Source organism: Streptomyces anulatus (assembly GCF_000721175.1).
In the GTDB taxonomy this organism is placed as follows: Bacteria; Actinomycetota; Actinomycetes; order Streptomycetales; family Streptomycetaceae; genus Streptomyces; species Streptomyces anulatus_C.
In genome coordinates, this window is sequence record NZ_JOEZ01000016.1 from 671668 (window position 1) to 696610 (window position 24943).

The 24943-nt window shown below is 74.1% G+C and carries 26 protein-coding genes and 1 pseudogene; 22 read left to right on the forward strand and 5 right to left on the reverse strand.

All coding sequences use genetic code 11. The features are described from left to right. Window positions 1-90 precede the first annotated feature (90 nt). The 3 genes from IG90_RS0121205 (at window position 91) to IG90_RS0121220 (ending at window position 2837) form a co-directional block, all read left to right on the forward strand. Window positions 91-1074 (forward strand): ABC transporter ATP-binding protein, encoded by a 984-nt coding sequence (locus IG90_RS0121205; RefSeq protein ID WP_030586593.1) that lies wholly within the window; start codon window positions 91-93, stop codon window positions 1072-1074. A 115-nt stretch (window positions 1075-1189) separates the two neighbouring features. Next, window positions 1190-2032 (forward strand): ABC transporter permease, encoded by an 843-nt coding sequence (locus tag IG90_RS0121215; RefSeq protein ID WP_030586596.1) that lies wholly within the window; start codon window positions 1190-1192, stop codon window positions 2030-2032. 97 nt (window positions 2033-2129) lie between these two features. Then, entirely contained in the window at window positions 2130-2837 is a 708-nt protein-coding gene (locus IG90_RS0121220; RefSeq protein WP_030586599.1) for a hypothetical protein, read from the forward strand. A gap of 124 nt (window positions 2838-2961) precedes the next feature. Here IG90_RS0121220 and ybaK read toward each other — a convergent pair whose 3' ends face one another. The 4 genes from ybaK to IG90_RS0121240 all read right to left on the reverse strand — a co-directional run bounded on the left by ybaK (window position 2962) and on the right by IG90_RS0121240 (window position 7139). Continuing rightward, window positions 2962-3465, reverse strand: coding sequence for a Cys-tRNA(Pro) deacylase (gene ybaK, locus IG90_RS0121225; RefSeq protein WP_030586602.1), 504 nt, complete (start codon window positions 3463-3465; stop codon window positions 2962-2964). 16 nt (window positions 3466-3481) lie between these two features. Next, a complete protein-coding gene (locus IG90_RS0121230; RefSeq protein ID WP_030586605.1) occupies window positions 3482-4246 on the reverse strand; it encodes an LON peptidase substrate-binding domain-containing protein in 765 nt (254 codons plus the stop codon). A 5-nt stretch (window positions 4247-4251) separates the two neighbouring features. After that, window positions 4252-5292 carry a hypothetical protein gene (locus IG90_RS0121235; RefSeq protein ID WP_030586608.1) on the reverse strand — a complete coding sequence of 347 codons (1041 nt, stop codon included), beginning with the start codon at window positions 5290-5292 and terminating at the stop codon, window positions 4252-4254. A 245-nt stretch (window positions 5293-5537) separates the two neighbouring features. Then, window positions 5538-7139, reverse strand: a complete 1602-nt coding sequence (locus IG90_RS0121240; RefSeq protein ID WP_030586611.1) for a hypothetical protein — start codon at window positions 7137-7139, stop codon at window positions 5538-5540. Window positions 7140-7324: 185 nt separating this feature from the next. Between IG90_RS0121240 and hisD the strand changes: the two genes are divergently transcribed. From hisD to IG90_RS42220, 12 genes and pseudogenes are all read left to right on the forward strand, one after another. Beyond that, window positions 7325-8647: a histidinol dehydrogenase gene (gene hisD / locus IG90_RS0121245; protein WP_030586615.1), complete on the forward strand. Its 1323-nt coding sequence runs from the start codon at window positions 7325-7327 to the stop codon at window positions 8645-8647. After that, window positions 8626-9771 carry a histidinol-phosphate transaminase gene (locus IG90_RS0121250; protein WP_106972950.1) on the forward strand — a complete coding sequence of 382 codons (1146 nt, stop codon included), beginning with the start codon at window positions 8626-8628 and terminating at the stop codon, window positions 9769-9771. The genes hisD and IG90_RS0121250 overlap by 22 nt, the downstream gene beginning before the upstream one ends. After that, window positions 9768-10364 carry an imidazoleglycerol-phosphate dehydratase HisB gene (gene hisB / locus IG90_RS0121255; protein ID WP_030586622.1) on the forward strand — a complete coding sequence of 199 codons (597 nt, stop codon included), beginning with the start codon at window positions 9768-9770 and terminating at the stop codon, window positions 10362-10364. Before IG90_RS0121250 ends, hisB begins: the two co-directional genes overlap by 4 nt. After that, complete coding sequence (locus IG90_RS44885; RefSeq protein WP_003969742.1) at window positions 10361-10528, forward strand: hypothetical protein; 168 nt, start codon at window positions 10361-10363, stop codon at window positions 10526-10528. The genes hisB and IG90_RS44885 overlap by 4 nt, the downstream gene beginning before the upstream one ends. Window positions 10529-10538: 10 nt before the next feature. Then, window positions 10539-11180: an imidazole glycerol phosphate synthase subunit HisH gene (gene hisH / locus IG90_RS0121265; RefSeq protein WP_030586625.1), complete on the forward strand. Its 642-nt coding sequence runs from the start codon at window positions 10539-10541 to the stop codon at window positions 11178-11180. Further along, complete coding sequence (gene priA, locus IG90_RS0121270) at window positions 11180-11905, forward strand: bifunctional 1-(5-phosphoribosyl)-5-((5-phosphoribosylamino)methylideneamino)imidazole-4-carboxamide isomerase/phosphoribosylanthranilate isomerase PriA (RefSeq protein WP_030586628.1); 726 nt, start codon at window positions 11180-11182, stop codon at window positions 11903-11905. Before hisH ends, priA begins: the two co-directional genes overlap by 1 nt. Beyond that, window positions 11902-12324: a RidA family protein gene (locus tag IG90_RS0121275; protein WP_030586631.1), complete on the forward strand. Its 423-nt coding sequence runs from the start codon at window positions 11902-11904 to the stop codon at window positions 12322-12324. The genes priA and IG90_RS0121275 overlap by 4 nt, the downstream gene beginning before the upstream one ends. Then, window positions 12321-13076, forward strand: a complete 756-nt coding sequence (gene hisF, locus IG90_RS0121280; protein WP_030586634.1) for an imidazole glycerol phosphate synthase subunit HisF — start codon at window positions 12321-12323, stop codon at window positions 13074-13076. The genes IG90_RS0121275 and hisF overlap by 4 nt, the downstream gene beginning before the upstream one ends. A 363-nt stretch (window positions 13077-13439) precedes the next feature. Further along, window positions 13440-14360, forward strand: coding sequence for a bis(hydroxyethyl) terephthalate hydrolase (bdeA, locus tag IG90_RS0121285; RefSeq protein WP_030586638.1), 921 nt, complete (start codon window positions 13440-13442; stop codon window positions 14358-14360). Between the two features lie 145 nt (window positions 14361-14505). Then, on the forward strand, window positions 14506-17424 hold the full coding sequence (locus IG90_RS0121290; RefSeq protein WP_063739490.1) for a helix-turn-helix transcriptional regulator: 2919 nt from the start codon (window positions 14506-14508) through the stop codon (window positions 17422-17424). 114 nt (window positions 17425-17538) lie between these two features. Further along, window positions 17539-18822 carry a PucR family transcriptional regulator gene (locus IG90_RS0121295; protein ID WP_030586643.1) on the forward strand — a complete coding sequence of 428 codons (1284 nt, stop codon included), beginning with the start codon at window positions 17539-17541 and terminating at the stop codon, window positions 18820-18822. Window positions 18823-18886: 64 nt separating this feature from the next. After that, window positions 18887-19069: pseudogene (locus tag IG90_RS42220) on the forward strand (MFS transporter); the annotation flags it as partial. A gap of 34 nt (window positions 19070-19103) precedes the next feature. Here IG90_RS42220 and IG90_RS0121305 read toward each other — a convergent pair. Beyond that, on the reverse strand, window positions 19104-19736 hold the full coding sequence (locus tag IG90_RS0121305) for a TIGR03085 family metal-binding protein (RefSeq protein ID WP_030586646.1): 633 nt from the start codon (window positions 19734-19736) through the stop codon (window positions 19104-19106). An 84-nt stretch (window positions 19737-19820) separates the two neighbouring features. Here IG90_RS0121305 and hisI point away from each other — a divergent pair, with 84 nt between their 5' ends. The 7 genes from hisI (at window position 19821) to trpM (ending at window position 24873) form a co-directional block, all read left to right on the forward strand. Continuing rightward, window positions 19821-20201, forward strand: coding sequence for a phosphoribosyl-AMP cyclohydrolase (gene hisI, locus IG90_RS0121310; RefSeq protein WP_030586651.1), 381 nt, complete (start codon window positions 19821-19823; stop codon window positions 20199-20201). An 11-nt stretch (window positions 20202-20212) separates the two neighbouring features. Next, window positions 20213-21706, forward strand: coding sequence for an anthranilate synthase component I (locus IG90_RS0121315; protein ID WP_030586654.1), 1494 nt, complete (start codon window positions 20213-20215; stop codon window positions 21704-21706). A 14-nt stretch (window positions 21707-21720) separates the two neighbouring features. Further along, window positions 21721-22395 carry a TIGR02234 family membrane protein gene (locus IG90_RS0121320; protein ID WP_030586657.1) on the forward strand — a complete coding sequence of 225 codons (675 nt, stop codon included), beginning with the start codon at window positions 21721-21723 and terminating at the stop codon, window positions 22393-22395. Window positions 22396-22509: 114 nt separating this feature from the next. Further along, window positions 22510-22761 (forward strand): HGxxPAAW family protein, encoded by a 252-nt coding sequence (locus IG90_RS0121325; protein ID WP_030586660.1) that lies wholly within the window; start codon window positions 22510-22512, stop codon window positions 22759-22761. A gap of 345 nt (window positions 22762-23106) precedes the next feature. Further along, a complete protein-coding gene (locus IG90_RS45250) occupies window positions 23107-23547 on the forward strand; it encodes a DUF2752 domain-containing protein (protein WP_206434029.1) in 441 nt (146 codons plus the stop codon). Window positions 23548-23662: 115 nt separating this feature from the next. Then, a complete protein-coding gene (trpC, locus tag IG90_RS0121335) occupies window positions 23663-24472 on the forward strand; it encodes an indole-3-glycerol phosphate synthase TrpC (protein ID WP_030586665.1) in 810 nt (269 codons plus the stop codon). 215 nt (window positions 24473-24687) lie between these two features. Further along, window positions 24688-24873 (forward strand): tryptophan biosynthesis modulator TrpM, encoded by a 186-nt coding sequence (gene trpM / locus IG90_RS46025; RefSeq protein WP_106972951.1) that lies wholly within the window; start codon window positions 24688-24690, stop codon window positions 24871-24873. Window positions 24874-24943: the final 70 nt, after the last annotated feature.

A 24943-nucleotide genomic window follows, 5' to 3' on the forward strand; every position in this document is an offset into this window, starting at 1 on the left:
TGGCCCCGGACGCGAACCGGGGCATGTGACCCCGTACCCTCGTACCTCGTGAGTACGGGCACAGCACAGGCGCAGAACGACACCGGCACCGTGTGCGCGGTGCGCGATCTGGTCAAGACCTATCCCGCCGTCCGGGGCCGCCGCGGCACTCCCGCGACGCCCGAGGTCCGCGCCACGGACGGCATCAGCCTGGACGTCGGGCGCGGCGAGATCTTCGGACTGCTCGGCCCCAACGGCGCCGGCAAGTCCACCCTGGTCCGTCAGCTCACCGGACTCATGCGGCCCGACTCCGGCAGCGTCGAGGTGCTGGGCCACGACCTCGTACGCCATCCCGAGCGGGCCGCCCGGCTGATCGGCTACCTCGGGCAGGAATCCACCGCCCTCGACGAACTGACCGTCTCCCTCGCCGCCGAGACCACCGGACGGCTGCGCGGCCTCGCCGTACGGGACGCCCGCGCCGAGCGCGACGCCGTCCTGGAGGAGCTGGGTCTCACCGCGATCGCCGGGCGGCCCCTGAAGAAGCTCTCCGGCGGTCAGCGCCGGCTCGCCTGCTTCGCCGCCACGCTGGTCGGGGACCGGCCTGTCCTGGTCCTCGACGAACCGACCACCGGAATGGACCCGGTCGCCCGCCGCGCCGTCTGGGCCGCAGTCGACCGCCGCCGGGCGGAGCGCGGGGCCACGGTCCTGCTGGTCACCCACAACGTGATCGAGGCCGAGACGGTCCTCGACCGGGTCGCCGTCCTGGAACACGGCCGGGTCATCGCCTGCGACACCCCCGCCGGGCTCAAGGAAAAGGTCGCGGGGCAGGTGCGCGTCGAGCTGGTGTGGCGCGAGCGGGCCCCGCTGGACGTCCCCGAGGTGGCCGCCCTGCGGCCGTCCGCCCAGGAGTCCGGGCGCCGCTGGGTGCTGCGGCTGGGACCGGACGAGGCCCGGGCCGCGGTCGCCGCGGTGACGGGTGGTGCGGCCTTCGCCGCGCTCGACGATTTCACCCTGGCCACGCCCAGCCTGGAAGATGTCTATCTCGCGCTCGGGGGAGACGCGGCCAATGCGATCAAGGGGCTGGTGAAGGCGTGAGGGCTGCGACAGGGGTGGGGGACGTGAACGCCGCGGGCGCGGCGAACGTACTCCACAGGCTGGATGAATCGGACGGGTTTGACGTGGTGGACGTGTCTAAGGGGAGCGGCCTCAGGTGACGAGCATCATTCCGGCCAGGACCGCACCGTCGCAGGTCCGGCCCGCGCCCGGTCCCTCCGGCTCGGGCCCCGCCCGTACCGCCGCCGCGCCCCTCGCGCCGCGCGCCCGGCTGCTGCCCTCGCTGGCCGCCGTCTACCGCGCCCAGCTCTCCCGGGCGCGGGTCGCCCGGATCCCGCTGCTCTTCGTGGCGACCTTCCAGTCCGTCGGGATCATGGTCCTGATGCGGGGTGTCGTGGACGGCGGCGCGGAGGCCCGCGCGGTGGTCGCGGGATCCAGCGTCCTGGTCGTCGCGTTCGTCGCGCTCAACCTGCTCGCCCAGTACTTCGGGCAGCTGCGGGCGTCCGGTGGGCTCGACCACTACGCCACCCTGCCCGTGCCGCCCGCCGCGGTGGTGCTCGGGGCGGCCGGCGCGTACGCCTCCTTCACCGTGCCAGGCACGGTCTTCACCGCGATCACCGGGAGCGTGCTCTTCCAGCTGCCGATGACCCATCTGTGGGTCCTGGTGGCCGTCGTCCCGCTCTCCGGAGCCGCCCTGGCCGGTCTCGGCGCGGCCCTCGGGCTGCTCGCGCCGCGCCCGGAGCTGGCGACCCTGCTGGGTCAGCTCGGCATGTCCGCCGCCCTGCTGCTCGGGGTGCTGCCGGCCGAACGGCTGCCGGAGCCGGTGGGGTGGGCGCGTGACCTGCTGCCCTCGACGTACGGGGTCGAGGCCCTCGCCCGGTCCTTCGACGCCAGCCCGGACTGGGGGATCATCGCGTTCTTCCTGGCGATCTGCGCGGCGGTGGGGGTTCTCTCGCTGGCCGTGGCGACGTGGGCGTACCGGCGGGCCGCCGTGCGGTAGGGCCCGGCCGGGGCCTGCCGGGCCTGGTGCGGTATCCGTGGGCCCCGGCCGGGGCCGCCCGGGCACGGGTGCGGTATCCGGTGAGGCGCCTCACCGGGTGGCCTGGCACGATGGCACGGTGACCGCACCTCTGACGCCGCCCCACCAGCCCGGTCCCCACGACCCGTGGCAGGCCCCGCCCTCGGGCTCCCACTTCGCGCCCTCCCCGGGCGCGCCGGACGACCCGGACACGGCCACGGAGCTCCGTCAGGCCGCCGTCGTCGTCGTCCTGGTCGCGCTCTCGGGCATCGCGCTCGGGCTGCTGTGGCTGTGGCTCGCGCCGCGCGTACCGCTGGTCTCCGACGACACGGCCGTCTTCCTCAAGAACAGTGAGGGCGAGGAGGCGATCGGGGCGGACGGAACGTTCGTCCTGCTGGCCATCGGCTTCGGCGTGCTCTCGGCCGCAGCCGTCTTCTGGCGACTGCGCCGCGGGGGCATCCTCGTGGTCGTGGGGCTGGCGCTGGGCGCGCTGCTGGCCTCGCTGCTGGCGTGGCGGGTCGGCATCTGGCTGGGGCCGTCGTCCGACGTGGTGGGGCGGGCCCGGGAGGCCGGGCAGGGGGTGACGTTCGAGGCTCCGCTGGAGCTGCACGCGGTGTGGGTGGCGGTGCTGGCGTGGCCGTTCGCGGCGATGGGGATACATCTGCTGCTGACCGCGGCGTTCGGGCCGCGGGATGTCGAGCCGGGCTGGTCGGGGTATGCGGAGTACTACGGGGCCGGGCCTGTGCAGGGGCCCCTGGCGGGGCCGGGGTCTTCGTCGTCGCCCTAGGGTCGCCTGCGGCGGGCTTGACCCCCTGCCCGCCCCTTCCCGAAACCGGGGCGTTGCCCCGGGCCCCCTCTGTCCTCAAACGCCGGACGGGCTGGGTTTCGGGGCAGCGCCCCCGAAAGGGTGCTCAGGCGCCCCGCGCGATCTCCGCGAACGTCGCCCCCGTCAGCTCCGCCAGGTCCGTCGCCGCCAGCTCGACCTCCAGGCCGCGTCGGCCCGCCGACACGCAGATCGTCGCGTGGGCGCGCGCCGACGCGTCCAGCACCGTGCGCAGGCGCTTGCGCTGGCCCAGTGGGGAGATGCCGCCACGCACGTAGCCCGTGGTGCGTTCCGCGGCCGTCGGGTCCGCCATCGCGGCGCGCTTGCCGCCCACCGCCGCTGCCAGGGCCTTGAGGTCCAGGGAGCCGGCCACCGGGACGACCGCGACCGTCAGGTCGCCGTCCACGTCCGCCACCAGGGTCTTGAAGACCCGGTCGGGCGAGACGCCCAGGGCCTCGGCGGCCTCCTCGCCGTAGGAGGGGGAGGCCGGGTCGTGGTCGTAGGCGTGGACCGTGAACGCGGTGCCCGCCGTGGTCAGGGCGACCGTGGCGGGGGTGCCGCCCGACTGTTGCTTCCTGGGTTTCTTCGCCACCGGGGGCCGGTCCTCGTCAGTTGGGGTGGGTGGGGGCCCGCGTCAGGTCCGTCGCGGGCAGGGAGGGCAGGTGCCGGATGACCGCGGTCTCCTTGCGCAGCAGGGTCAGCTCCTCGCGCAGCCGGGTGGCGGTGTCCGGGGCCTGGAGTAGGCGCTGTTTGGTGGGGACGTCCAGGACCGTGGCCGCCGCGACCAGGTAGGAGATCACCGACGGGTCGTCGGGGAGGTCGGCGCCGGTCGCCAGTGAGCGTTCGCTCGCTCCGGCAAGCCGCTTCTGGTAGGCGCGGAAGGCTCGCAGGACGCCCTCGGCGAGCGCTCCCGCCTCGTCGCCCTCGTCCTCGCCGGGCGGTTCCTCGGCCAGGTCCTCGACCTCTGCGGTCAGATACGGGCCGCTCTCCTCGACGGACAGCAGCCTGACCCGGGTGGTGCCGGTGGCCAGGACCTCGAAGCTGCCGTCGGCGCGCTCGCGGATCGTCGCCGCGTCGGCGACGCAGCCGACCCGGTGGAAGGTCTGGATCGGGTCGGGGCCGAAGCCCTCCGCCGGGGCGCGCTCGGCGGTAGGGGCCGCCGCGACGGTGTCCGGCATGCCGGTGGCCGTCGGGGCGATCTCGCGGCCGTCGCGGATCGCGACCACGACGAAGCGGCGAGGTTCGTCCTCGTCGCTCTTCAGCAGCTCCCGCATCATGGCGCGATATCGCTCTTCGAACACGTTGAGCGGCAGCACCAGGCCGGGGAACAGCACCGCGTTGAGCGGGAAAAGGGGAAGGCGGGCGGTGGTCACAACGCTCAAGCGTAATGGCCCCGGGGGCGGCCGTGGTCGGCCCGGTTGCGTAAGGGGGTCAGGGAGGCCACCTGGAGCCGTGCGCCGTCCCGCGCGTCCAGGAACCGGCCGAGCGCGTCCTCGGACACCGACGACCACGGGAACGACGTCGCGTACAGGCCGATCATGTTGAACTGGTGCAGCGCCTCCGCCCAGCGGCCCCGGGCGAGCAGGACGTACGCGAGGAGGTTGCGGACCTCCGCCGGCCACGGGTCGCCGGGCCGGTAGGCGGCGGAGAGCCTGATCGCCAGGTCGGCCGCCGCGTCGATCCGCTCCTCCAGTACGGAGGTGGTCCGGCCCGCCGCCTGGGTGTCCAGGAGCAGCGCGAAGGCCGCCCGGACCGGCAGGGCCTGCACCAGGGAGTCGGGCAGCGCGTCCTCCGCGGCCCGCTCGGCGAAGTCGAAGCACTCGCGGTGCGAGCCGTACCAGGCGGCGGAGAGGTAGCGCAGGGCCGCCACATGGCAGCCGTAATGGTGCGCGGAACGCCGTACGGCCTGTTCCCACAGCGACTCGAACGCGGTGTGCGTGGCGTGGGTGCCGCGTGCGTGGTCCAGGGCGAGCCGCCACGGCACGGGGTCGCGCGGGTGGGCGTCGGCGGCGGCGGTGATCAGCGGGCCGATCTCGCGGAGCCGTTCCGCGCGGGCAGGGGACTCCCAGGCACGGCGGACCGACAGCTCCGCCTTGACCAGCAGCGCGTCCGGGTCGCGCGGGGCGGCGGCCAGCCATGTGTCGAGCCAGCCGTCCCGGCTGCGGGCGAAGGCGACGAGCCGCCCGAGGTAGCGGTCCCGGTTCTCCCAGTCGGCGGCGTCCCGGGTGGTGGCGAGCAGCTCGGCTGCCGGCTCGTGGTCGCCCAGGGCGGCGGCGACCAGCGCGGGAGAGAGCCGCTCGTCGGGGGCGTCGAGCAGCACAGCGTCATCCGCGGACAGTCCGGCGGACAGCGGAGGGCTGTGCCGGACCATGCGCGCGGTACTGAGCAGAGCGCGAAGGAAGGCCATGGTGCAGACCATTGAAAAGCGCTGGTGAGGGCCGCGCCAGAGGTGTGCTGTGAAGCTTCTGTGCCGAGTGAACGGGTTGTATCGGACCAGGTCAAGAAAAGGCAAAGGAAATGCCTTCTGGTGGCTTGATCGCGTCAACTCGTGATGCTCGTCCGCCCCGGTGGCCCCATGGTGCGGGCAGTCGGGGCCGCCGCCCCGGCCGCCCGTGCTCGGCTGGGGGCGGCTCTCCGGCCCCGGGGTCCGCGACGCTCCTGGAGTCAGCCCCTGCGCAGCATCCGCGACGCCCCCGCTGCCACCGTGGTGGCCAGAACCCACCCCACCAGCACCAGACCGGCCGCCGCCCACTGCCAGGCGTCCTCCATCCGCCAGTAGCCGTCCTGCCCGAGGTTGATCACCGGGATCAGCAGATCCAGCGCGTACAGCGCGGGATTCCACTGCGGATGCTCCTCGCCCTTGACCGAGGGCGGTGTGTGCTGTGCGAAGGCCGCCGTGCCCGCCGCCCACAGCACCGCCATCCACACCGCCGCCCGTCCCGGCCGGTAGCCGTACGCCACCGTCCAGTCCTGGAGGTACCCCCAGGCCTTCGCGGCGGGCGGCAGTGTCTCGCGGCGGCGGCGCTGCTTGGCGAGCAGCACCTCGCGCGCGTCCGCGTCCTCGCCACAGCTGCGCATCACCGTGGCCAGCCGCTCGTACGGCTCGGGGACGTACTCCGGGGTCGCCGCCTGCACCCACTCCAGGCGCCGGGAGAGCGGGAAGTGGCCGTAGGGGACGAGGTTCTCGTAGACGAAGCCGCCCATCGCCAGGCCGCCTGGGCCCGGCCAGCTCGTCGACAGGTCGATCAGCGTCACCACCTTCGCGCCGTTCAGGACGACCCGGCCCTCCTCCGGGCGCTCCGCGTTGAACCGCAGCTCCGGCGTCACGATCCGGCGCAGCGACAACTCCTCCTGCCGCGTCATCGTGAACCGGGCCTTGTGCAGGTCCACCGCGTCCCCGAACCGCCCGTCGTCCAGGCGCACCCCGCCCCGGCACTCGAAGATCTGCGAGCGGGTGCCGCGCGCCGGGGTCGGGGCGTAGACCACGCCGTACGGGGGAGTGGTGCCCTGGTTCCCCGTCTCGACGCTCACCCACGCCTCGGTCATGTAGAGCGTGCGCTCCACCGTCAGCTGCGGGGCGTTCAGCGCGCGACGGTCCTCCGCGGCGCGCAGCCGGCTGCCGCGCAGGCTCAGCGAACCGCCCACCTTCGTCCCGCGCAGGCTCAGCTCGCCGAGCGTCTCGATCATCTCGGCCTGGAGGTCCTGCGCGACCGCCATGCCGTCCCCGACGATGGCCCGCCCGTGCCGGTCCGGGCCGACGCTGAGCTGGTTGATGAGCAGGTCCGTGCCGATCTGGGCGTCGGTCAGCCGGACGCCCCGGTCGATCCGGCAGCGCGGCAGATGCAGATCGCCCTCCGTGTGCAGCCGCGCCGCCTCCAGCCGGGGCAGCGCGCAGCCCACCAGCCGCAGCGTCGTGAAGTGGCACTCGGGGACCACCACCTCCTGCTCGAAGCGGCAGCCGGTCAGCTCCACGTACGGAGAGACCCGGCCGCCCGCCAGATCCAGCTTTCCGGTGATCCGCACCCCCCGGAGCTTCAGCGCCGCCACCCGCCCGGGCCGGGCGGGCGGACCGCTCAGCAGCAGTCGCGCCACCGTGCGTGCGCCGACGCTCCGCTCGGGCCCCCACTCCTGCGGGGCGAACGGGTCGTTGCGGGCCGTGTCGTAACTGCGTAAGTCGTAGATGGTCCCGTTGCGGAAGGACTGCCACATGCCCAGCTCCGCTGCGCTGAGGCCGTCCGGGATGTCGCCTTCGTGCGGCTCGGTCACGGCCGCTCCCTCCGTGCACACATGCTGTGGTGCTGTTCTTCCCTCTGCGTGACGCCGTGAAAGCTAGCGGTCAGCAGTGACAGCCGGACATGGCCGAGACGCGTATCGGCCAGTGGTGCGGACGATCGGTATCAGCCACTGATACGGGTGACCGGCCGCTCCGGGCGGTCTGAGAGAATTGCCGTGTGATCTCTCGAATCGATCTGCGCGGTGACGCCCTCCCCGAGGGTGCCGCTCTGCGCGACCTGCTGCCCCGTGCCGAGTTCGACGTGGAAGCCGCCCTGGAGACGGTGCGGCCCATCTGTCAGGACGTGCGCCATCGTGGCTCCGCGGCAGTGATCGACTGGGGGGAGAAACTGGACGGTGTCCGGATCGAATCGGTCCGGGTGCCCGGCGACGCGCTCTCCCGAGCCCTCCAGGAGCTGGACCGGGCCGTCCGCGCCGCCCTGGAGGAGTCGATCCGCCGCGCCCGTCTCGTCCACCGCGAGCAGCGCCGCACCACGCACACCACCCAGGTCGTCCCCGGCGGCACCGTCACCGAGAAGTGGGTGCCCGTCGAGCGTGTCGGGCTCTACGTCCCCGGCGGCCGCTCGGTCTACCCCTCCTCCGTCGTGATGAACGTCGTCCCGGCCCAGGAGGCGGGCGTCGAGGGCATCGCGGTGGCCTCCCCGCCGCAGAAGGACTTCGGCGGGCTCCCGCACCCCACGATCCTCGCCGCCTGCGCCCTGCTCGGTGTGGACGAGGTGTACGCGGCGGGCGGCGCCCAGGCCGTCGCGATGTTCGCCTACGGCACCGAGGACTGCCTCCCGGTCAACCTGGTCACCGGCCCCGGCAACATCTACGTCGCCGCCGCCAAGCGCCTCCTCAAGGGCCGCATCGGCATCGACGCCGAGGCCGGGCCCACCGAGATCGCGATCCTGGCGGACGCCACCGCCGACCCGGCGCACGTCGCCGCCGACCTGATCAGCCAGGCCGAGCACGACCCGATGGCCGCCGCTGTCCTGGTCACCGACTCCGAGGAGCTGGCCGCCGCCACCGAGGCCGAGCTGGCCCCCCAGGTCGCCGCGTCCAAGCACATCAAGGAACGTATCGAGCCCGCCCTCGCCGGCCGCCAGTCCGCGATCGTCCTGGTCTCCTCCATCGAGGCCGGCCTCAAGGTCGTCGACGCGTACGGCGCCGAGCACCTGGAGATCCAGACCGCCGACGCCGCCGCCCTCGCCGACCGGGTCCGCAACGCCGGAGCGATCTTCGTCGGCCCCTGGTCGCCCGTCTCGCTCGGCGACTACTGCGCCGGCTCCAACCACGTCCTGCCCACCGGCGGCTGCGCCTGCCACTCCTCGGGCCTCTCCGTGCAGTCCTTCCTGCGCGGCATCCACATCGTCGACTACACCCGCGACGCGCTCGCCGAGGTCACCCACCATGTCGTGACCCTCGCCGAGGCGGAGGACCTCCCCGCCCACGGCGCCGCGTTGAAGGCACGGTTCGGATGGAAGGTCCCGCAGCAGTGACGAGCGACACCGCCCCCCGCAACCCCTGGGACGAGCTCCCCATCCGCGACGAACTCCGCGGCCAGTCCCCGTACGGAGCGCCCCAGCTCGACGTCCCCGTACGCCTCAACACCAACGAGAACCCCTACCCGCTCCCCGAAGCGCTGGTCGACCGGATCGCCGAGCGGGTCCGCGAGGCCGCCCGCAGCCTCAACCGCTACCCCGACCGGGACGCCGTCGAGCTCCGCACCGAGCTCGCCCGCTACCTGAGCCGCACCGCCGGACACGAGGTGACAGCGGCCAACGTGTGGGCCGCCAACGGCTCCAACGAGGTCCTCCAGCAGCTGCTCCAGACCTTCGGCGGACCCGGACGCACCGCGATCGGCTTCGAACCCTCGTACTCCATGCACGCCCTGATCTCCCGGGGCACCGGCACCGGCTGGATCTCCGGCCCGCGCTCCGACGACTTCACCATCGACGTGGACGCCGCCCGCGCCGCCATCGCCGAGCACCGCCCCGAGGTCGTCTTCATCACCTCGCCCAACAACCCCACCGGCACCGCGGTCGACGCGGAGACCGTCCTCGCCCTGTACGACGCCGCCCAGGCCGCCGGGCCCTCGATGGTCGTCGTCGACGAGGCCTACGGCGAGTTCAGCCACCACCCCTCGCTGCTCCCGCTGATCGAGGGCCGCCGCAACCTGGTCCTCTCCCGGACCATGTCCAAGGCGTTCGGCGCGGCAGGCCTCCGCCTCGGCTACCTCGCAGCCGCCCCGGCCGTGGTCGACGCGGTCCAGCTGGTGCGGCTGCCGTACCACCTCTCCTCCGTCACCCAGGCCACCGCGCTCGCCGCCCTGGAGCACACCGATACGCTGCTCGGGTACGTCGCGCAGCTCAAGAGCGAGCGCGACCGGCTGGTGGCCGAGCTGCGCGCCACCGGCTACGAGGTCACCGACTCGGACGCCAACTTCGTCCAGTTCGGCCGTTTCGACGACAGCCACGCCGTCTGGCAGCAGATCCTCGACCGGGGCGTCCTGGTCCGGGACAACGGCGTACCGGGATGGCTGCGGGTCACCGCGGGAACCCCGGCAGAGAACGACGCGTTCCTCGATGCGGTACGCGAAATCAAGAAGGAGCACGACGCATGAGCCCCCGCGTAGGCCGCGTGGAACGCACCACGAAGGAAACGTCCGTGCTGGTCGAGATCAACCTCGACGGCACCGGAAAGGTCGATGTCGCCACCGGGGTCGGCTTCTACGACCACATGCTGGACCAGCTCGGCCGGCACGGCCTCTTCGACCTCACGGTCAAGACCGAGGGCGACCTGCACATCGACAGCCACCACACCATCGAGGACACCGCGCTCGCGCTCGGCGCCGCCTTCAGGCAGGCCCTCGGCGACAAGGTCGGCATCTACCGCTTCGGCAACTGCACCGTCCCGCTGGACGAGTCGCTCGCCCAGGTCACCGTCGACCTCTCCGGCCGCCCCTACCTCGTGCACACCGAGCCCGAGAAGATGGCGCCGATGATCGGCGAGTACGACACGACGATGACCCGGCACATCCTGGAGTCCTTCGTCGCCCAGGCGCAGATCGCCCTGCACGTCCACGTGCCGTACGGGCGCAACGCCCACCACATCGTCGAGTGCCAGTTCAAGGCGCTCGCCCGCGCCCTGCGGTACGCCTGTGAGCACGACCCGCGCGCCGCCGGCATCCTGCCCTCCACGAAGGGCGCCCTGTGACCGGTCTCAACACCATCCTGATCGTCGTCGGCCTCTTCCTGGCCGGCGGCGTCTACTCCTTCGCGAAGCAGGGGATGCCCAAGGGCGTCATCGTGCTGCTGTCGATCGGCTCCGTGATGTGCCTGGTGGCGGGCATCCTGCGGATCCAGGGACTGTGGGACTGAGAGGCACGCTGTGACTGACACGAAGAAGGTCGTGGTCTTCGACTACGGCTTCGGCAACGTCCGTTCCGCCGAGCGGGCCCTCGCCCGCGTCGGCGCGGACGTCGAGATCACCCGCGACTACGACCGCGCGATGAACGCCGACGGACTCCTCGTTCCCGGCGTCGGCGCGTTCTCCGCCTGCATGGACGGGCTGAAGCGGGCCCGCGGCGACTGGATCGTCGGCCGCAGGCTCTCCGGCGGCCGTCCCGTCATGGGCATCTGCGTCGGGATGCAGATCCTGTTCGAGCGCGGCATCGAGCACGGCGTGGAGACCGAGGGCCTGGACGAATGGCCCGGCACGGTCGGACCGCTCAAGGCCGACGTGGTCCCGCACATGGGGTGGAACACCGTCGAGGCCCCCGAGGACTCCCGGCTCTTCGCGGGCCTGGACGCCGACGCCCGGTACTACTTCGTGCACTCCTACGCGGCGCACGACTGGTCCCTGGAAGTGACCAACGCCAAGATCCGTGCCCCCAAGGTCACCTGGGCCACGCACGGCGAACGGTTCGTGGCCGCCGTGGAGAACGGTGCGCTGTGGGCCACCCAGTTCCACCCCGAGAAGTCCGGCGATGCCGGCGCCCAGCTGCTGACCAACTGGATCGAGACGCTGTAATGCCGAAGCTTGAACTGCTCCCCGCCGTCGACGTCCGCGACGGCCAGGCCGTCCGCCTCGTGCACGGCGAGTCCGGCTCCGAGACCTCCTACGGCTCCCCGCTGGAGGCCGCCCTCGCCTGGCAGCGCGCCGGCGCCGAGTGGCTGCACCTCGTCGACCTGGACGCCGCCTTCGGCACCGGCGACAACCGCGCCCTGATCGCCGAGGTCGCCGGGGCCATGGACATCAAGGTCGAGCTGTCCGGCGGCATCCGCGACGACGCCTCGCTCGCCGCCGCCCTCGCCACCGGCTGCCGCCGGGTCAACCTCGGCACCGCCGCCCTGGAGACCCCCGAGTGGGTCGCCAAGGTCATCGCCGAGCACGGCGACAAGATCGCCGTCGGCCTCGACGTCCGCGGCACCACCCTGCGCGGCCGGGGCTGGACCCGCGACGGCGGCGACCTCTACGAGACCCTCGCCCGCCTCGACGCCGAGGGCTGCGCCCGCTACGTCGTCACCGACATCGCCAAGGACGGCACCCTTCAGGGCCCCAACCTGGCCCTGCTGCGGGACGTCTGCGCCGTCACCGACCGCCCGGTCGTCGCCTCCGGGGGCGTCTCCTCCCTCGCCGACCTCCGCGCCATCTCCCTCCTCGTCCCCGAAGGCGTCGAGGGCGCGATCGTCGGCAAGGCGCTGTACGCGAAGGCCTTCACGCTGGAAGAGGCCCTCAAGGCGGTCGCCGCATGACCGATTCCCCCGAGCCCACCGCCACCGGCGCCGTACGCCGGATCTCCACCGGCGCGCCCTGGGAGGAGAAGTTCGGCTACTCCCGAGCCGTCGAGCTGCCCAACGGGCTCGTCCTGGTCGCCGGCTGCACCTCCGTGGTGAACGGCCAGATCTCCGCGGGCTCCCCCTACGAGCAGGCGATCACCTCCTTCGACGTCGCGTTCGCGGCGCTGGAGCAGGTCGGCCTCACCCGTGAGGACGTCGTCCGCACCCGGATGTACATCACCCACGCCCGGGACGTGGAGGACATCGGCCGCGCCCACAAGGAGCTGTTCGACGCCGTGCGCCCCGCCGCCTCCATGATCATCGTGTCCGGTTTCGTGGACCCGAGCCTGGTCGTCGAGGTCGAGGTCGAGGCCTACCGGGGAGGCGCGAAGTGAGCCTCGCCGTACGCGTCATCCCCTGCCTGGACGTCGACAACGGCCGGGTCGTCAAGGGCGTCAACTTCCAGAACCTGCGCGATGCGGGCGACCCCGTCGAGATGGCCAAGCTGTACGACGCCGAGGGCGCCGACGAGCTGACCTTCCTCGACATCACCGCCTCCAGCGGCGACCGCGAGACGACCTACGACGTGGTCCGCCGCACCGCCGAGCAGGTCTTCATCCCGCTCACCGTCGGCGGCGGCGTCCGCACCCCGGACGACGTCGACAAGCTGCTGCGCGCCGGGGCCGACAAGGTCGGCGTCAACACCGCCGCCATCGCCCGCCCCGACCTCATCCGCGAGATCGCCGAACGCTTCGGCCGCCAGGTCCTGGTGCTCTCCGTCGACGCCCGCCGCACCCCGGAGGGCACCTTCGAGGTCACCACGCACGGCGGCCGCAAGAGCACCGGCATCGACGCCGTCGAGTGGGCGCACCGGGCCGCCGAGCTGGGCGCGGGCGAGATCCTGCTCAACTCGATGGACGCCGACGGCACCAAGGACGGCTACGACACCGAGATGATCGAGGCGGTACGGAAGCACGTCACCGTCCCCGTCATCGCCTCCGGCGGCGCGGGCCGGCTCGCCGACTTCGCCCCGGCGATCGAGGCGGGGGCCGACGCGGTGCTCGCCGCGTCCGTCTTCCACTTCGGCGACCTGCGGATCTCCGAGGTCAAGGGCGCCCTGCGGGAGGCGGGACACCTGGTCCGCTGAGAGCCTGTCGGGTGGTCTTCGACCGGAAACGGAAAGCGGACGCGGTCCGGTGCGTGCGGTTCCAAGGCGCCGAGAGGTCCTCGTAGCGGAGCTGCCAGGGCGTTTCGGCAACGCCGGAAGCGTGCGTGCCAGGGCATGGCCGCCCGGTCAGAGGCCACCCGACAGGCTGTGAGGCCCGGCCGAGCACAGCAGGCGGTATCACCGGTCTTCCGAGGCCGGTGATACCGCCGATGCGTATCCGCGGGATGTGGCGTGAGAGTGGCGAACGACGCCGGCAGCCACGCGGCGCACCCCGAGGCCCCCGGACGACGGGCCGGAGGTCCCCGCGTGGCGCGGTCCCGCCACCACCGAGAGGATCCCCCCGTGCAGCAGCACCTCCCCTCCGGCACCATCCCCCCGCGCCCGAGCCGCCCCCGTACGCTCGCGGGTCTGCTGACCGCCGCCGCGGCCACCGCCGGTCTCCTGATGACCGCTCTGGTCCCGGGCGCCCAGGCCGCCGACAACCCCTACGAGCGCGGCCCGGCCCCCACCAACGCGTCCATCGAGGCGAGCCGGGGCTCGTACGCCACCTCGCAGACCTCCGTCTCCTCGCTCGTCGTGAGCGGGTTCGGCGGCGGCACCATCTACTACCCGACGTCCACCGCCGACGGCACCTTCGGTGCGGTCGTCATCTCGCCAGGCTTCACCGCCTACGAGTCCTCCATCGCCTGGCTCGGCCCGCGCCTGGCCTCGCAGGGCTTCGTGGTCTTCACCATCGACACCAACACCACGCTCGACCAGCCCGACAGCCGGGGCCGCCAACTCCTCTCCGCACTGGACTACCTGACCCAGCGCAGCTCGGTACGGACCCGGGTCGACGCCTCCCGGCTCGGCGTGATGGGCCACTCGATGGGCGGCGGCGGCTCGCTGGAGGCCGCCAAGAGCCGTACGTCGCTGAAGGCGGCGATCCCGCTGACCGGCTGGAACACGGACAAGACCTGGCCCGAACTGCGCACGCCCACCCTGGTGGTGGGGGCGGACGGCGACTCGGTGGCCCCGGTCGCCACGCACTCCGAGCCCTTCTACCGGTCGCTGCCCGGGTCGCTGGACAAGGCGTACCTGGAGCTGCGCAACGCCTCGCACTTCACGCCGAACTCCTCCAACACCACGATCGCGAAGTACAGCATCTCGTGGCTGAAGCGATTCATCGACAACGACACCCGTTACGAGCAGTTCCTCTGCCCGCTCCCGCAGCCGAGCCTGACCATCGCGGAGTACCGGGGCAACTGCCCGCACACCGCGTAAACCCGGCGCTCCGGGCCCTGCCGCACTGTGCTCCGGCACAATGCGGCAGGGCCCGGGCTGGGAGCGCGCACCGCACCGGGCCGTCCCCGCGCGGGACCCGGACACGGCGCTTCCACCCTCGCCGACACGAACGTACGGTGCCGGTGTGACCCCATCGACGACCGTGCGCAGTCCGCTCCGGCTGTACGGCCGGGACGATGAACTAGCCATTGTGAGAAGCCTGTTGGAGCTGTTGTGGCGGGGCGACGGAGGTGCGCTCGTGCTGGCCGCGCCACCCGGTCTCGGCCGTACGGCGCTGCTGCGCGCGTCAGCCGACGCGCACCGCGACCGGGGCCCCGTGCTGTACGCCACGGCCGCCCGCGCCGAACGGTCCGTGCCGGGTGGCGGGCTGGGCGCCCTGCTCGGCCCGTCCCTCGCAGCCGGCCCTCCGTACCCCGTCATCACGCCCGGGGCGCTGGCCGGCCGACTGCGGGAACCGGACGCCGGGCGGCCCCTGTTGGTCTGCGCCGACGACGCGCACGCCTGGGACCCGGCGTCCCGGTCCGCCCTCGCCCACGCGGCCCACGGGCTGGGCCCGGGCAGCCGGACCGCCGTCCTCCTCACGGCCACCGACGGCACCGCCTTCGCCGGGCTGCCCACGCTCCACCTCGCGCCCCTGGACGAGGGCGCGGCCTCGGCGCTCCTGGACCGGCTGACCGGCGGTACGGAGGGGCTCGACCCGGTCGTGCGCGCCGAACTCCTCCGCGAGGCGGCCGGAAACCCCCGCCTGCTCGCCGGACTCACCGGCCGCCTCACCCCGGACCAGCTCGCCGGCCGCAGCCCGCTGCCCTATCCGCTGCCCGGCGGCGAAGCGGTGCTGGCCGCCTACGCCGAACGCCTCGACGGCCTCCCGGACCGGACCCGCACCCTGCTCCTGCTCGCCGCCGCGGCCCAGGAGCACGAGCCGGACGGCGCCGGGGCGGACGCCCTGCTCCTGCTGCGCGCGGGCACCCGCAGCCAACTGCCCCGGACCTTCCTCGACCGGGCCCTGTTCGGTGGCACGGTCACCGACGGTCTCCTCCAACGGGCGGGCAGCCGCGTCCACTTCGCCCACCGTCTCGTCGCCCGTGCCGTACTCCACCACGCCCCTCGGCCCCACCGCAGCGCCGCCCACGAACTGCTCGCCACGCTGCTGACGGAGACCGGCGACCGGGCCTGGGCCGCTCGGGCGGACGAGGCCAGGGTGGCTCCGTTGGCTCCGGCGGCTCCGGCGGCCGAGCAGGGCACCACGGCCGCCTTAACGCCCTGGCCGGGCGCCAACCCGTCGCCCTCGCCGGGCGCCTCGCCCGCCGCACCCCCGCCCGGCCCGCCCGTGCCGCTGGCCGCTCTCGTCCAGCGGGCCTGTGCCGCGCCAGGGCCGGACGCCGCGCTGGCCGCCCGGCTCGAAGCGGCCGCCGTCGCCCCCTTCCCGCACGCCGAACGCTCCGCGGCCCTGGTCCGCGCCGCCCTGCTCTCCACCGGACCGGCGCTGCGGGCGGCCCGGTTCGCCGCGGCGGCCGAGCAGGCGTGCCTGGCGGGCGACCCGTCCCTGGCCCGGGCCCTGCTGGCCAGGACCGGACCCCGGGCGCCCGGCGCGGCGGGTCCGGTGACCGAGCCCGCGCGCGGCCTCGCCCCGTACGTCCACGGCATGCTCGCCCTGCGCTCCGGGCCCGCCGCCGACGCCCACGAAGCGCTGCTCGCCGGGGCCGCGCTCCTCGCGCCGTACGATCCCCGCCGGGCCCTCGACGCCCTCCTCGGCGCGGCCGAGGCCGCCTGGGCGGCGGGCGACGCGCTCGGTTACCTCGACGCCATGAACCGCCTCGCCCGCACCCCGGTGGACGCGGACCTGGAGCACTACCGGGCCGGCATGTGCGCCGTACTCGAAGGCCGTACCGCCGAGGGGCACGCCCTGCTCCGCCACTGCCTCGACCCCGCCGGGGACCCTGGCGCCCCGGCCGCGCTGCTGCGGGCCGGGGTCGCGGCCCTGGTCCTCGGGGACGTCGCCGCAGCCTGCCGCGCCGGCGCCCGCGCGCTCGCCGCCGTACGGACCAGGGGGCCTGACGCGCTGCTGCCCCAGGCCCTCGAACACCTCGCCTACGCCGAGCTGCGGGCCGGGCGGCACGCCGGTGCGCGGGCCCACGCCCTGGAGGGGCTGCACGCCGCCCGACGTACGGGGCAGCCAAACGGCTCCGCCCATCTGCACGCCGTGCTCGCCCTCGCCGCTTCCGTGGAGGGGCCCGCCGAGGCGTGCGCCGCGCACGGCGACGCCGCGCTGGCCGGGGCGGGGCCGCACGGCCTATCCCAGGCCGTCACCCTCGCCACCTGGGCACGGGCCCGCGCCGACCTGGCCTCCGGGCGGCCCGGTGAGGCGGCCGCCCGGCTCGCCCCGCTGGTCGGGACCGGCCCGGGCCGGGGCCACTTCGCCGTCCGGACGCTCGCCGTGCCCTGCTGGGTCGAGGCTGCCGTGCTGAGCGGCCTGCAGTCCGGGGAGACCTGCGAACTCCAGGCCGCCGTCGACGAGTTCGCGTCCTGGACCGCCCGGACCGCCGACCCGGGAGCGCCCGCCCAACTGGCCCGCTGCCGGGCCCTGCTGGCCCCCGCCGACGAGGCCGACGCCCGCTACGCCGAGGCCCTGGCCCACCACGGCCGGGCGGGCGGCGACTTCGAACGGGCCCGCACCCAACTGCTGTACGGGCAGTGGCTGCGCCGCCGCCGGCGTACCCGCGAGGCCCGCGGCCCGCTGCGCGACGCCCTGGTCGCCTTCCAGCGCTGCTCGGCCCGCGCCTGGGCCGACAGGGCGGCCGGGGAACTGCGGGCGGCGGGGGAGCCGGTCGGAGCCCGGCGGGCCGCGGCCGACGAACCGCTGGCGGCGCTCACTCCCCAGCAGCAGCGCATCGCCCGCTGCGTCGCCGAGGGGGCCACCAACCGCGAGGTGGCGCTGCGGCTGTCGCTCAGCCCGCGCACGGTCGACCACCACCTCCGCAATGTCTTCGCCGCCCTCGGCATCCGCTCCCGCACCGAACTGGCCCGGCTGCTCGCCGCCTAGGCGTGTTTCGAAAGTCCCGCCTGCTCGGCGGCGTCTGGCACGCACGCTCGCCGCGTTGTCGGGATCACCCCGATACATCCAGTATCGGGGCGACCCTCCGCCTTGCAGGCCGCCATGCCACAGGTCGTACGTCCGCGGATCGGGGCGCTGCACGGGCCGCCCCCGGCGACGCCGTTGCCCCACCGCTTCCGGTCCCTGGCCGACCGCGAGTCCGTCGAGGTGCTGCACCGGGCCGCCCGGGTCCTCGTCGCGTCGCTGTCGGCCCTCACCGACCGGCTCGTCGAAGCCCTGTACGCGCAGGAGCCCGGCTACCGGGCGGCGATCGAGTCCGACCGGGCCGAGGTCTGGCAGGAGGTCCACCAGTCGCTGCGGCACAACGTGGGCTCTCTGATCCAGCCCCGGGAGTTCCGGGAGCCCGCCCACCGCACCTCCCGCTGGATCGGCGAGATCCGCGCCGAACAGGGCGTACCGCTCGACGCCGTTCTGCACGCCTTCCGGATGGGCGGCGCGATGGTCTGGCAGGACCTCGTGGACGAGACCGCCCGGCGCGACCCCGACGACGTCCGGCTGCTCGTCCATGTCGCCGCCGACGTGTGGAACTTCGTCGACGAGCACTGCGGGATCGTCGCGGACGCCTACCGGCAGGCCGAGCGGCGGCTGTCCTGGCGGCGCGAGAACCGGCAGCGGCTCATGGTCGCCGCCCTGCTGGACGGCACCGCCCGGATCGCGGACCTCGCCGAGGCGGCCGCGATGCTGGGCCTGCCGGAGCACGGCCGCTACGCCGTGCTCGCGGTGGCCGCCGCCCCACGCGGGCAGCGATCCACCGCCCGCCCGCCGCTGGCGCCGCCCGCCGCCGTACTGGACGCGACGGTGCTCTGGCACCCGGGCCCGGAGGCCGGGTTCGCGATCCTGCCGCTGGCGGGCCTGCCCGGCGAGCTGAGCGCGCTGGCCGCCGCACTGGACGTCCCGGCCGGCGCCCGGGCCGGGATCGGCTCCGCCGTCGAGGGGCTGGCCGCGCTCGGCGACGCCCGGCGGCTGGCGGAGACCGCGCTGCGCGCCTGCCCCGCGTCCGGGGGCACCGTCCTGCTCGACGAGCACCTCCCGGACGCCCTGGTGGTGACCTCCCCGACCCTCGCCGGGGCGCTCGCCGACCGGGTGCTGGGCCCGCTGGACCGCCTGGACCCCGCCGACCGCGACGTCATCGTGGAGACCCTCACCGCCTGGCTGGACACGGACGGCTCGGCGCAGCGGGCGGGCGCGAAGCTCTACTGCCACCGCAACACCGTCCTCAACCGCCTCCGCCGCTTCGAGCAGCTCACCGGCCGCTGCCTCACCCGCCCCCGGGACGCGGTTGAGGTCTCGCTCGCCCTGGCCGCGCGACGGCTCCTGGGCACTTGAGGGACCCCGCAGCGGACGAAGTCCGCGACCACCCGAAAACGGCGCAACAAATATTGCGCAATTTGTCACCTCCGTGTCGACGCTCTTCACCTACGCCATCGCCCCGCTCAGCTACCCCGTCACCGGGGCCGCCGTCGCCTTGTGGGGCACCGGGCCGGTCTTCGCGGTCAGCGCGGCGGTGTGCGCGGCCGGCGGCGCGATGGGCCTGACCGTCACCGCGCTCCGCCGCGCCGAACTGCCCCGCTGACCCGGGGCCCGCAACCGCCCCGGGGCCCCGGGCCCTACATCCCCAGCTCGGCCGACTTCAGCCGCTCCACCGCCGCCTGGTCGCCCTCCACCTCGACGTCCGCCGCGTCCTGCCGGCCGTACGCGTACAGCAGCAGCTCGGCGGGCTCCCCGGTCACCGTCACCACCGGGGTCCCCTTGTGGGCCACCGCCGTCTGGCCGTCCGGGCGGCGCAGCACGAGGCCCACCGGGGACCGGCGGCCCAGCAGCCGGGCCGTCCTCTCGGTCCGGGACCACAGCACATCGGCGAAGACCGGGTCCAGCTCGCGGCGCGACCAGTCGGGCTGGGCCCGGCGCACGTCCTCCGCGTGGACGAAGAACTCGACGGTGTTCGCCGCCTCGTCGATCTGTTTGAGGGACATCGGGGAGAACCGGGGCGGACCGGTGCGGATCAGCTGGATCAGTTCCTCGTACGGCTTCGCCGCGAACTCCGCCTGCACCCGCTCCAGCCGTGCCTTCAGAGCGCTGACCAGCAGCCCGCCCGCCGCGTCCGCGCGGCGTTCGCGGACCACCACATGGGCGGCCAGATCGCGGGTCTTCCAGCCGTCGCACAGCGTCAGGGCCTCGGGACCGGCCGCTTCCAACAGATCGGCGAGCAGAAGACGTTCGCGCTTCGCATGGGTCGACATGCCCGCCAGCGTACGACCGCCACCCGGGGTCCGCCCAGTGGACGACCGCCGGGAAAGCCACCGCGACCACGGCACAATGGGCCCATGACCAGCACGCCCGGCGCCACGCCGCCCGCCAGCAGCCTCGACCCCGCCATCGCCGCCCGCCTCAAGCGCGGCGCCGACGGTCTGGTCCCGGCCATCGCCCAGCAGTACGACACCGGCGAGGTACTGATGCTCGGCTGGATGGACGACGAGGCGCTGCACCGCACCCTCACCACGGGCCGCTGCACCTACTGGTCGCGCAGCCGCCAGGAGTACTGGGTCAAGGGCGACACCTCCGGTCACGTCCAGCGGGTGAAGTCCGTCGCCCTGGACTGCGACGCCGACACCGTGCTGGTCAAGGTCGACCAGACGGGCGCCGCCTGCCACACGGGCGAGCGCACCTGCTTCGACGCCGACGTCCTCCTCGCTCCCGCCCAGTAAGGTCACCGGCCATGGATCTCGACACCTTCCGCAAGCTGGCCGTCGACCGGCGCGTCGTCCCCGTCAGCCGCCGCCTCCTCGCGGACGGGGACACCCCGGTCGGGCTGTACCGCAAGCTCGCCGCCGAACGCACCGGTACCTTCCTCCTGGAATCCGCCGAGAACGGCCGGACCTGGTCGCGCTACTCCTTCATCGGCGTCCGCAGCGACGCCACCCTCACCGCCCGCGACGGCGAGGCCCACTGGCTCGGCACCCCGCCCGTCGGCGTCCCCGTGGCCGGCGACCCGCTGGACGCGCTGCGCGCCACCGTCGAGACCCTGCACACCCCGCGTGACCTGGTCGGCGACGCGGGCCTGCCGCCGTTCACCGGCGGCATGGTCGGCTACCTCGGCTACGACGTCGTACGCCGCCTGGAGAAGATCGGCGAGCACGGCGGCGACGACCTGAAGCTGCCCGAACTGACCATGCTCCTCACCTCGGACCTCGCCGTCCTCGACCACCAGAACGGCACCGTCCTGCTGATCGCCAACGCGATCAACCACAACGACCTCGACACCGGCGTCGACGAGGCGCACGCGGACGCCGTCGCCCGCCTCGACGCGATGGAGCGGGACCTGCGCCGCCCGGTCGAGAACGCCCCCGCCGTTCTGCCCCCGTCCGAGCTGCCGCCGTACACCGCGCTCTGGGGCGGCGAGGCCTACCAGGACGCCGTCGTGGACATCAAGGAGCGGATCCGGTCGGGCGAGGCCTTCCAGGTCGTCCCCTCCCAGCGCTTCGAGACCCCGTGCACCGCGAGCGCCCTGGACGTCTACCGGGTGCTGCGGGCCACCAACCCGTCCCCGTACATGTATCTCTTCCGCTTCGACGGGTTCGACGTCGTCGGCTCCAGCCCTGAGGCCCTCGTCAAGGTCGAGGACGGCCGGGCCATGGTCCACCCGATCGCCGGGACCCGGCACCGGGGCGCCACCCCGCAGGAGGACCAGGCCCTCGCCGAGGAACTCCTCGCCGACCCCAAGGAGCGCGCCGAGCACCTGATGCTCGTCGACCTCGGCCGCAACGACCTGGGGCGGGTCTGCGAACCCGGCACCGTCGAGGTCGTCGACTTCATGTCGATCGAGCGCTACTCCCACGTGATGCACATCGTCTCCACCGTCACCGGCCGCGTCACCGAGGACCGCACCGCCTTCGACGTCCTGACCGCCTGCTTCCCCGCGGGCACGCTCTCCGGCGCGCCCAAGCCCCGCGCCATGCAGATCATCGAGGAACTGGAGCCGAGCCGCCGCGGACTGTACGGGGGATGTGTCGGCTACCTCGACTTCGCCGGGGACTCCGACACCGCCATCGCCATCCGGACCGCCCTGCTCCGCGACGGCACCGCGTACGTCCAGGCCGGAGCCGGTGTCGTCGCCGACTCCGACCCGGTCGCCGAGGACACCGAGTGCCGCAACAAGGCGGCGGCCGTGCTCCGCGCCGTCCATACGGCCAACCGGCTCCACGACCGCTGAACCGGTAGGGGATAGTGGAGGGCGTGAGCGCTGTCCCCGTACCCCAGCCCCGTGCCCGAACCGCCGACTCCGCGTCCGGCGCCGCGCCCGACTCCGCGGGGAGCCGCCGCAGCCTCGCGGCCGGTCTGCTCCTCGGCGCGGCCGGCGCGACCGTCGTCCTCCTCGGCTCCGGGCAGACCTGGGCCGAGGGTGACGCGGCCACCGGCGGCGGAGCCCTCCCGCTGACCGTCGACGGCCAGGACGTCACCGGCGTCCCGGCCGCCCTGGCCGTCGTCGGTCTCGCCGCCCTCGTCGCCGTCTTCGCCGTACGCGGCGCCGGCCGCCGGATCGTCGCCGCCCTGCTCGCCCTCAGCGGCCTCGGAGCCACCCTCAGCGCCTGGGCCGGCGGCTCCGACAGCACGGCCCTCGACGAGGAGGCCGCCAGGACCACCGGCGACGCGGCGGCCACCATCCACGCCCTCGGTCACACCGCCTGGCCCTACGTCACCGCCGCCGGCGGCCTGCTGATCCTGCTGGCCGGGCTCCTCGCGCTGCGCTACGGCGGCCGCTGGCCCGCCATGTCCGGAAAGTACGAGCGCGACGGCACCCCCCGCCCCGGCAAGGCGCCCCGCACCGCCCCCGACCCGGACCGGCCCGAGGACCTGTGGAAGGCCCTCGACCGCGGCGAGGACCCAACGCGCGAGGCGTGACCCCACGCTCACCCCCGACGGCCCCGTACGGGACAATGGAGCCGAGCCGCCCTGGGGGCGGCAGCCACACGTATACAGCCTCACCCACAGCGCAACACCAACGAGGAGCAACTCATGGCGGGCAGCAGCCACGGACACACCCCGGCCGCCTGGACCGGTGCCATCATCACGTTCATCGGCTTCTGCGTCGCAGGCGTCTTCATGGTCGCGGCCAACCCGCTCGGTTTCTGGGCCGGTGTCGTCGTCATCTTCGCCGGAGGTCTCGTGGGCCTCGCCATGAGGGCCGCCGGACTCGGCGCGCAGAAGGAGTCGGCCGAAATGACCGAGGCCAGGGAGCGCGCCGGGCGGGCGCAGATCTCCCACTGACCCGGACGCCGGCCCGTCCCGGCGACCGACACGCAGACAGGCGCAGCCCCGGTGGGGCTGCGCCTTTTCGCATCGGCGGGGGACAATCACCGGGTGGACGCCTCACCTACCCCCGCCGCAGCCCAGCCGCCGGACCCCGAGTCCGCCCCTCAGCCGGGTCCCGGCCCCGGCTCGGCCGGCCCGGAAGCCGCGCCGCACGGCGTCGGTCCCAGGAGCATGCCGCTGACGGTCTGCCCGACCCCCGACACGGCCCCGCCCATCCCGGCCGGTCCGGCGTTCGAGGACGGAACCCCCGCCACGGCGGGCCCGGCGCTAACCAGCCCCTCGGGCGCGGGGCCCTCGTCGGTGCCCGGCCCCTACGGCCACGGGCCCGTCCTCAAGCGCCGGACGGGCCGGGTGGGCCGGCTCGCCACGCCGATCGGCATCCTCGCCGCCGTCGCGGGCGCCTTCGCCTACGTCGGCGCCGTCGACCCCAACGAGTCCGGGCACTACCCGGTCTGCCCGCTGCTCAAGCTGACCGGAGTGTTCTGCCCCGGCTGCGGCGGGCTGCGCAGCGCCCACGCCTTCATCCACGGCGACCTCGGCGCGGCGTTCTCCGCCAACGCGATCGCCACCGCCGGCTACTTCCTCTTCGCCGCCGTCTGGGTCCTCTGGCTGGCCAGAGCCTGGCGCGGGAAGCCCCTGCGGATCGGGCTGGCACCCGCCTGGTGGTGGGGTGTGGGGGCCGTCCTGCTGATCTTCACCGTGGTCCGGAACCTGCCGTTCGGCTCGGCGCTGGCCCCCTGAACGCCCAGGTGGTGGGACGCGGCGTGGCCGGATGCGAGCCCCGGGCCCTCCTGCGGATACCATCGGTATGGCTGATCCTGTTCCCTCATCACCGTTCCGGAAGGGGGCCGCTCGCGTGAGTGTGCTCGACGAGATCATCGACGGCGTTCGCGCCGACCTCGCGGAGCGACAGGCGCGCGTCAGCCTCGACGAGCTGAAGGAGCGCGCGGCCCGCGCCCCCCAGGCCAAGGACGGAGTCGCCGCGCTGCGCGGCGAGGGCGTGACCGTCATCTGCGAGGTCAAGCGCTCGTCCCCCTCCAAGGGGGCCCTTGCCGCCATCGCCGACCCGGCCGCGCTCGCCGCGGACTACGAGGCGGGCGGCGCGTCCGTCATCTCGGTACTCACCGAGGAGCGCCGCTTCGGCGGCTCGCTGGGCGACCTGGAGGCCGTCCGCGCCAAGGTCGACACCCCGATCCTCCGCAAGGACTTCATCGTCACCTCGTACCAGCTGTGGGAGGCCCGCGCGTACGGCGCCGACCTCGCCCTGCTGATCGTCGCCGCCCTCGACCAGGAGGCCCTCGTCTCCCTGATCGAGCGTGCCGAGTCGATCGGGCTCACCCCGCTCGTCGAGGCGCACGACGAGGAGGAGGCGGAGCGCGCCGTGGACGCCGGAGCCAAGATCATCGGCGTCAACGCGCGCAACCTGAAGGACCTCAAGGTCGACCGCTCCACCTTCGAGCGCGTCGCCCCCGAGATCCCCGACCACATCGTCAAGGTCGCCGAGTCCGGCGTCCGGGGCCCGCACGACCTGATCGCGTACGCCAACGCCGGCGCCGACGCCGTCCTGGTCGGCGAGTCCCTGGTCACCGGCCGCGACCCGCGCGCCGCCGTCGCCGACCTGGTCGCCGCGGGCGCCCACCCGGCGCTCCGCCACGGCCGCGGCTGACCGGGGACGAAGCGACCATGACCGACCGTCCCGTGCCCCGCACCCGGCCGGGCAGGGCCTGTCGTCGGACCGCCGTCGTCGCCCGAAGGGCGGCCGGGCGGCGCAGGGCGCGTGCGATCGCAAGGCGCCGGAACAGTCTCGTAGCGGAGCTACTTGGCCATTCCGGCAACGCCGCGAGCGTGCGTGCCAGGTGTCGCCCGGCAGGCGGCAGTCCGATGACAGGCCCTGGCCCCGCCGGGGCCCCGGCGCGGGATCCGCACGCCCCGCTGGCGCGCGGCTGCCGCCCACGCGGCTGCCGCGCCCCCGCCCGGCGCGTGCACGGCCGGCGCGTGCGGTACGTCATCGGCGACGAGCCCGGCCAGGTGAACGGCATGCGATGGCGCCCGGGGTCCGCGCTGTAGGCGAGCCCCGGCCGACGTACCGCAGTACCCCTTCTCGTACGTACGACCGCACCGCCGTGACCGCAAGCCG

Coding starts and splice junctions, on each gene's coding strand:
- IG90_RS0121235 (WP_030586608.1), bottom strand. CDS start 5,292: ATGGTCTGCACCATGGCCTTCCTTCGCGCTCTGCTCAGTACCGCGCGC.
- IG90_RS0121250 (WP_106972950.1), top strand. CDS start 8,626: ATGGAAGGTCCCGCAGCAGTGACGAGCGACACCGCCCCCCGCAACCCC.
- hisB (WP_030586622.1), top strand. CDS start 9,768: ATGAGCCCCCGCGTAGGCCGCGTGGAACGCACCACGAAGGAAACGTCC.
- priA (WP_030586628.1), top strand. CDS start 11,180: ATGCCGAAGCTTGAACTGCTCCCCGCCGTCGACGTCCGCGACGGCCAG.
- IG90_RS0121275 (WP_030586631.1), top strand. CDS start 11,902: ATGACCGATTCCCCCGAGCCCACCGCCACCGGCGCCGTACGCCGGATC.
- IG90_RS0121295 (WP_030586643.1), top strand. CDS start 17,539: ATGCCACAGGTCGTACGTCCGCGGATCGGGGCGCTGCACGGGCCGCCC.
- IG90_RS0121305 (WP_030586646.1), bottom strand. CDS start 19,736: ATGTCGACCCATGCGAAGCGCGAACGTCTTCTGCTCGCCGATCTGTTG.
- hisI (WP_030586651.1), top strand. CDS start 19,821: ATGACCAGCACGCCCGGCGCCACGCCGCCCGCCAGCAGCCTCGACCCC.
- IG90_RS0121315 (WP_030586654.1), top strand. CDS start 20,213: ATGGATCTCGACACCTTCCGCAAGCTGGCCGTCGACCGGCGCGTCGTC.
- IG90_RS0121325 (WP_030586660.1), top strand. CDS start 22,510: ATGGCGGGCAGCAGCCACGGACACACCCCGGCCGCCTGGACCGGTGCC.
- trpM (WP_106972951.1), top strand. CDS start 24,688: ATGACAGGCCCTGGCCCCGCCGGGGCCCCGGCGCGGGATCCGCACGCC.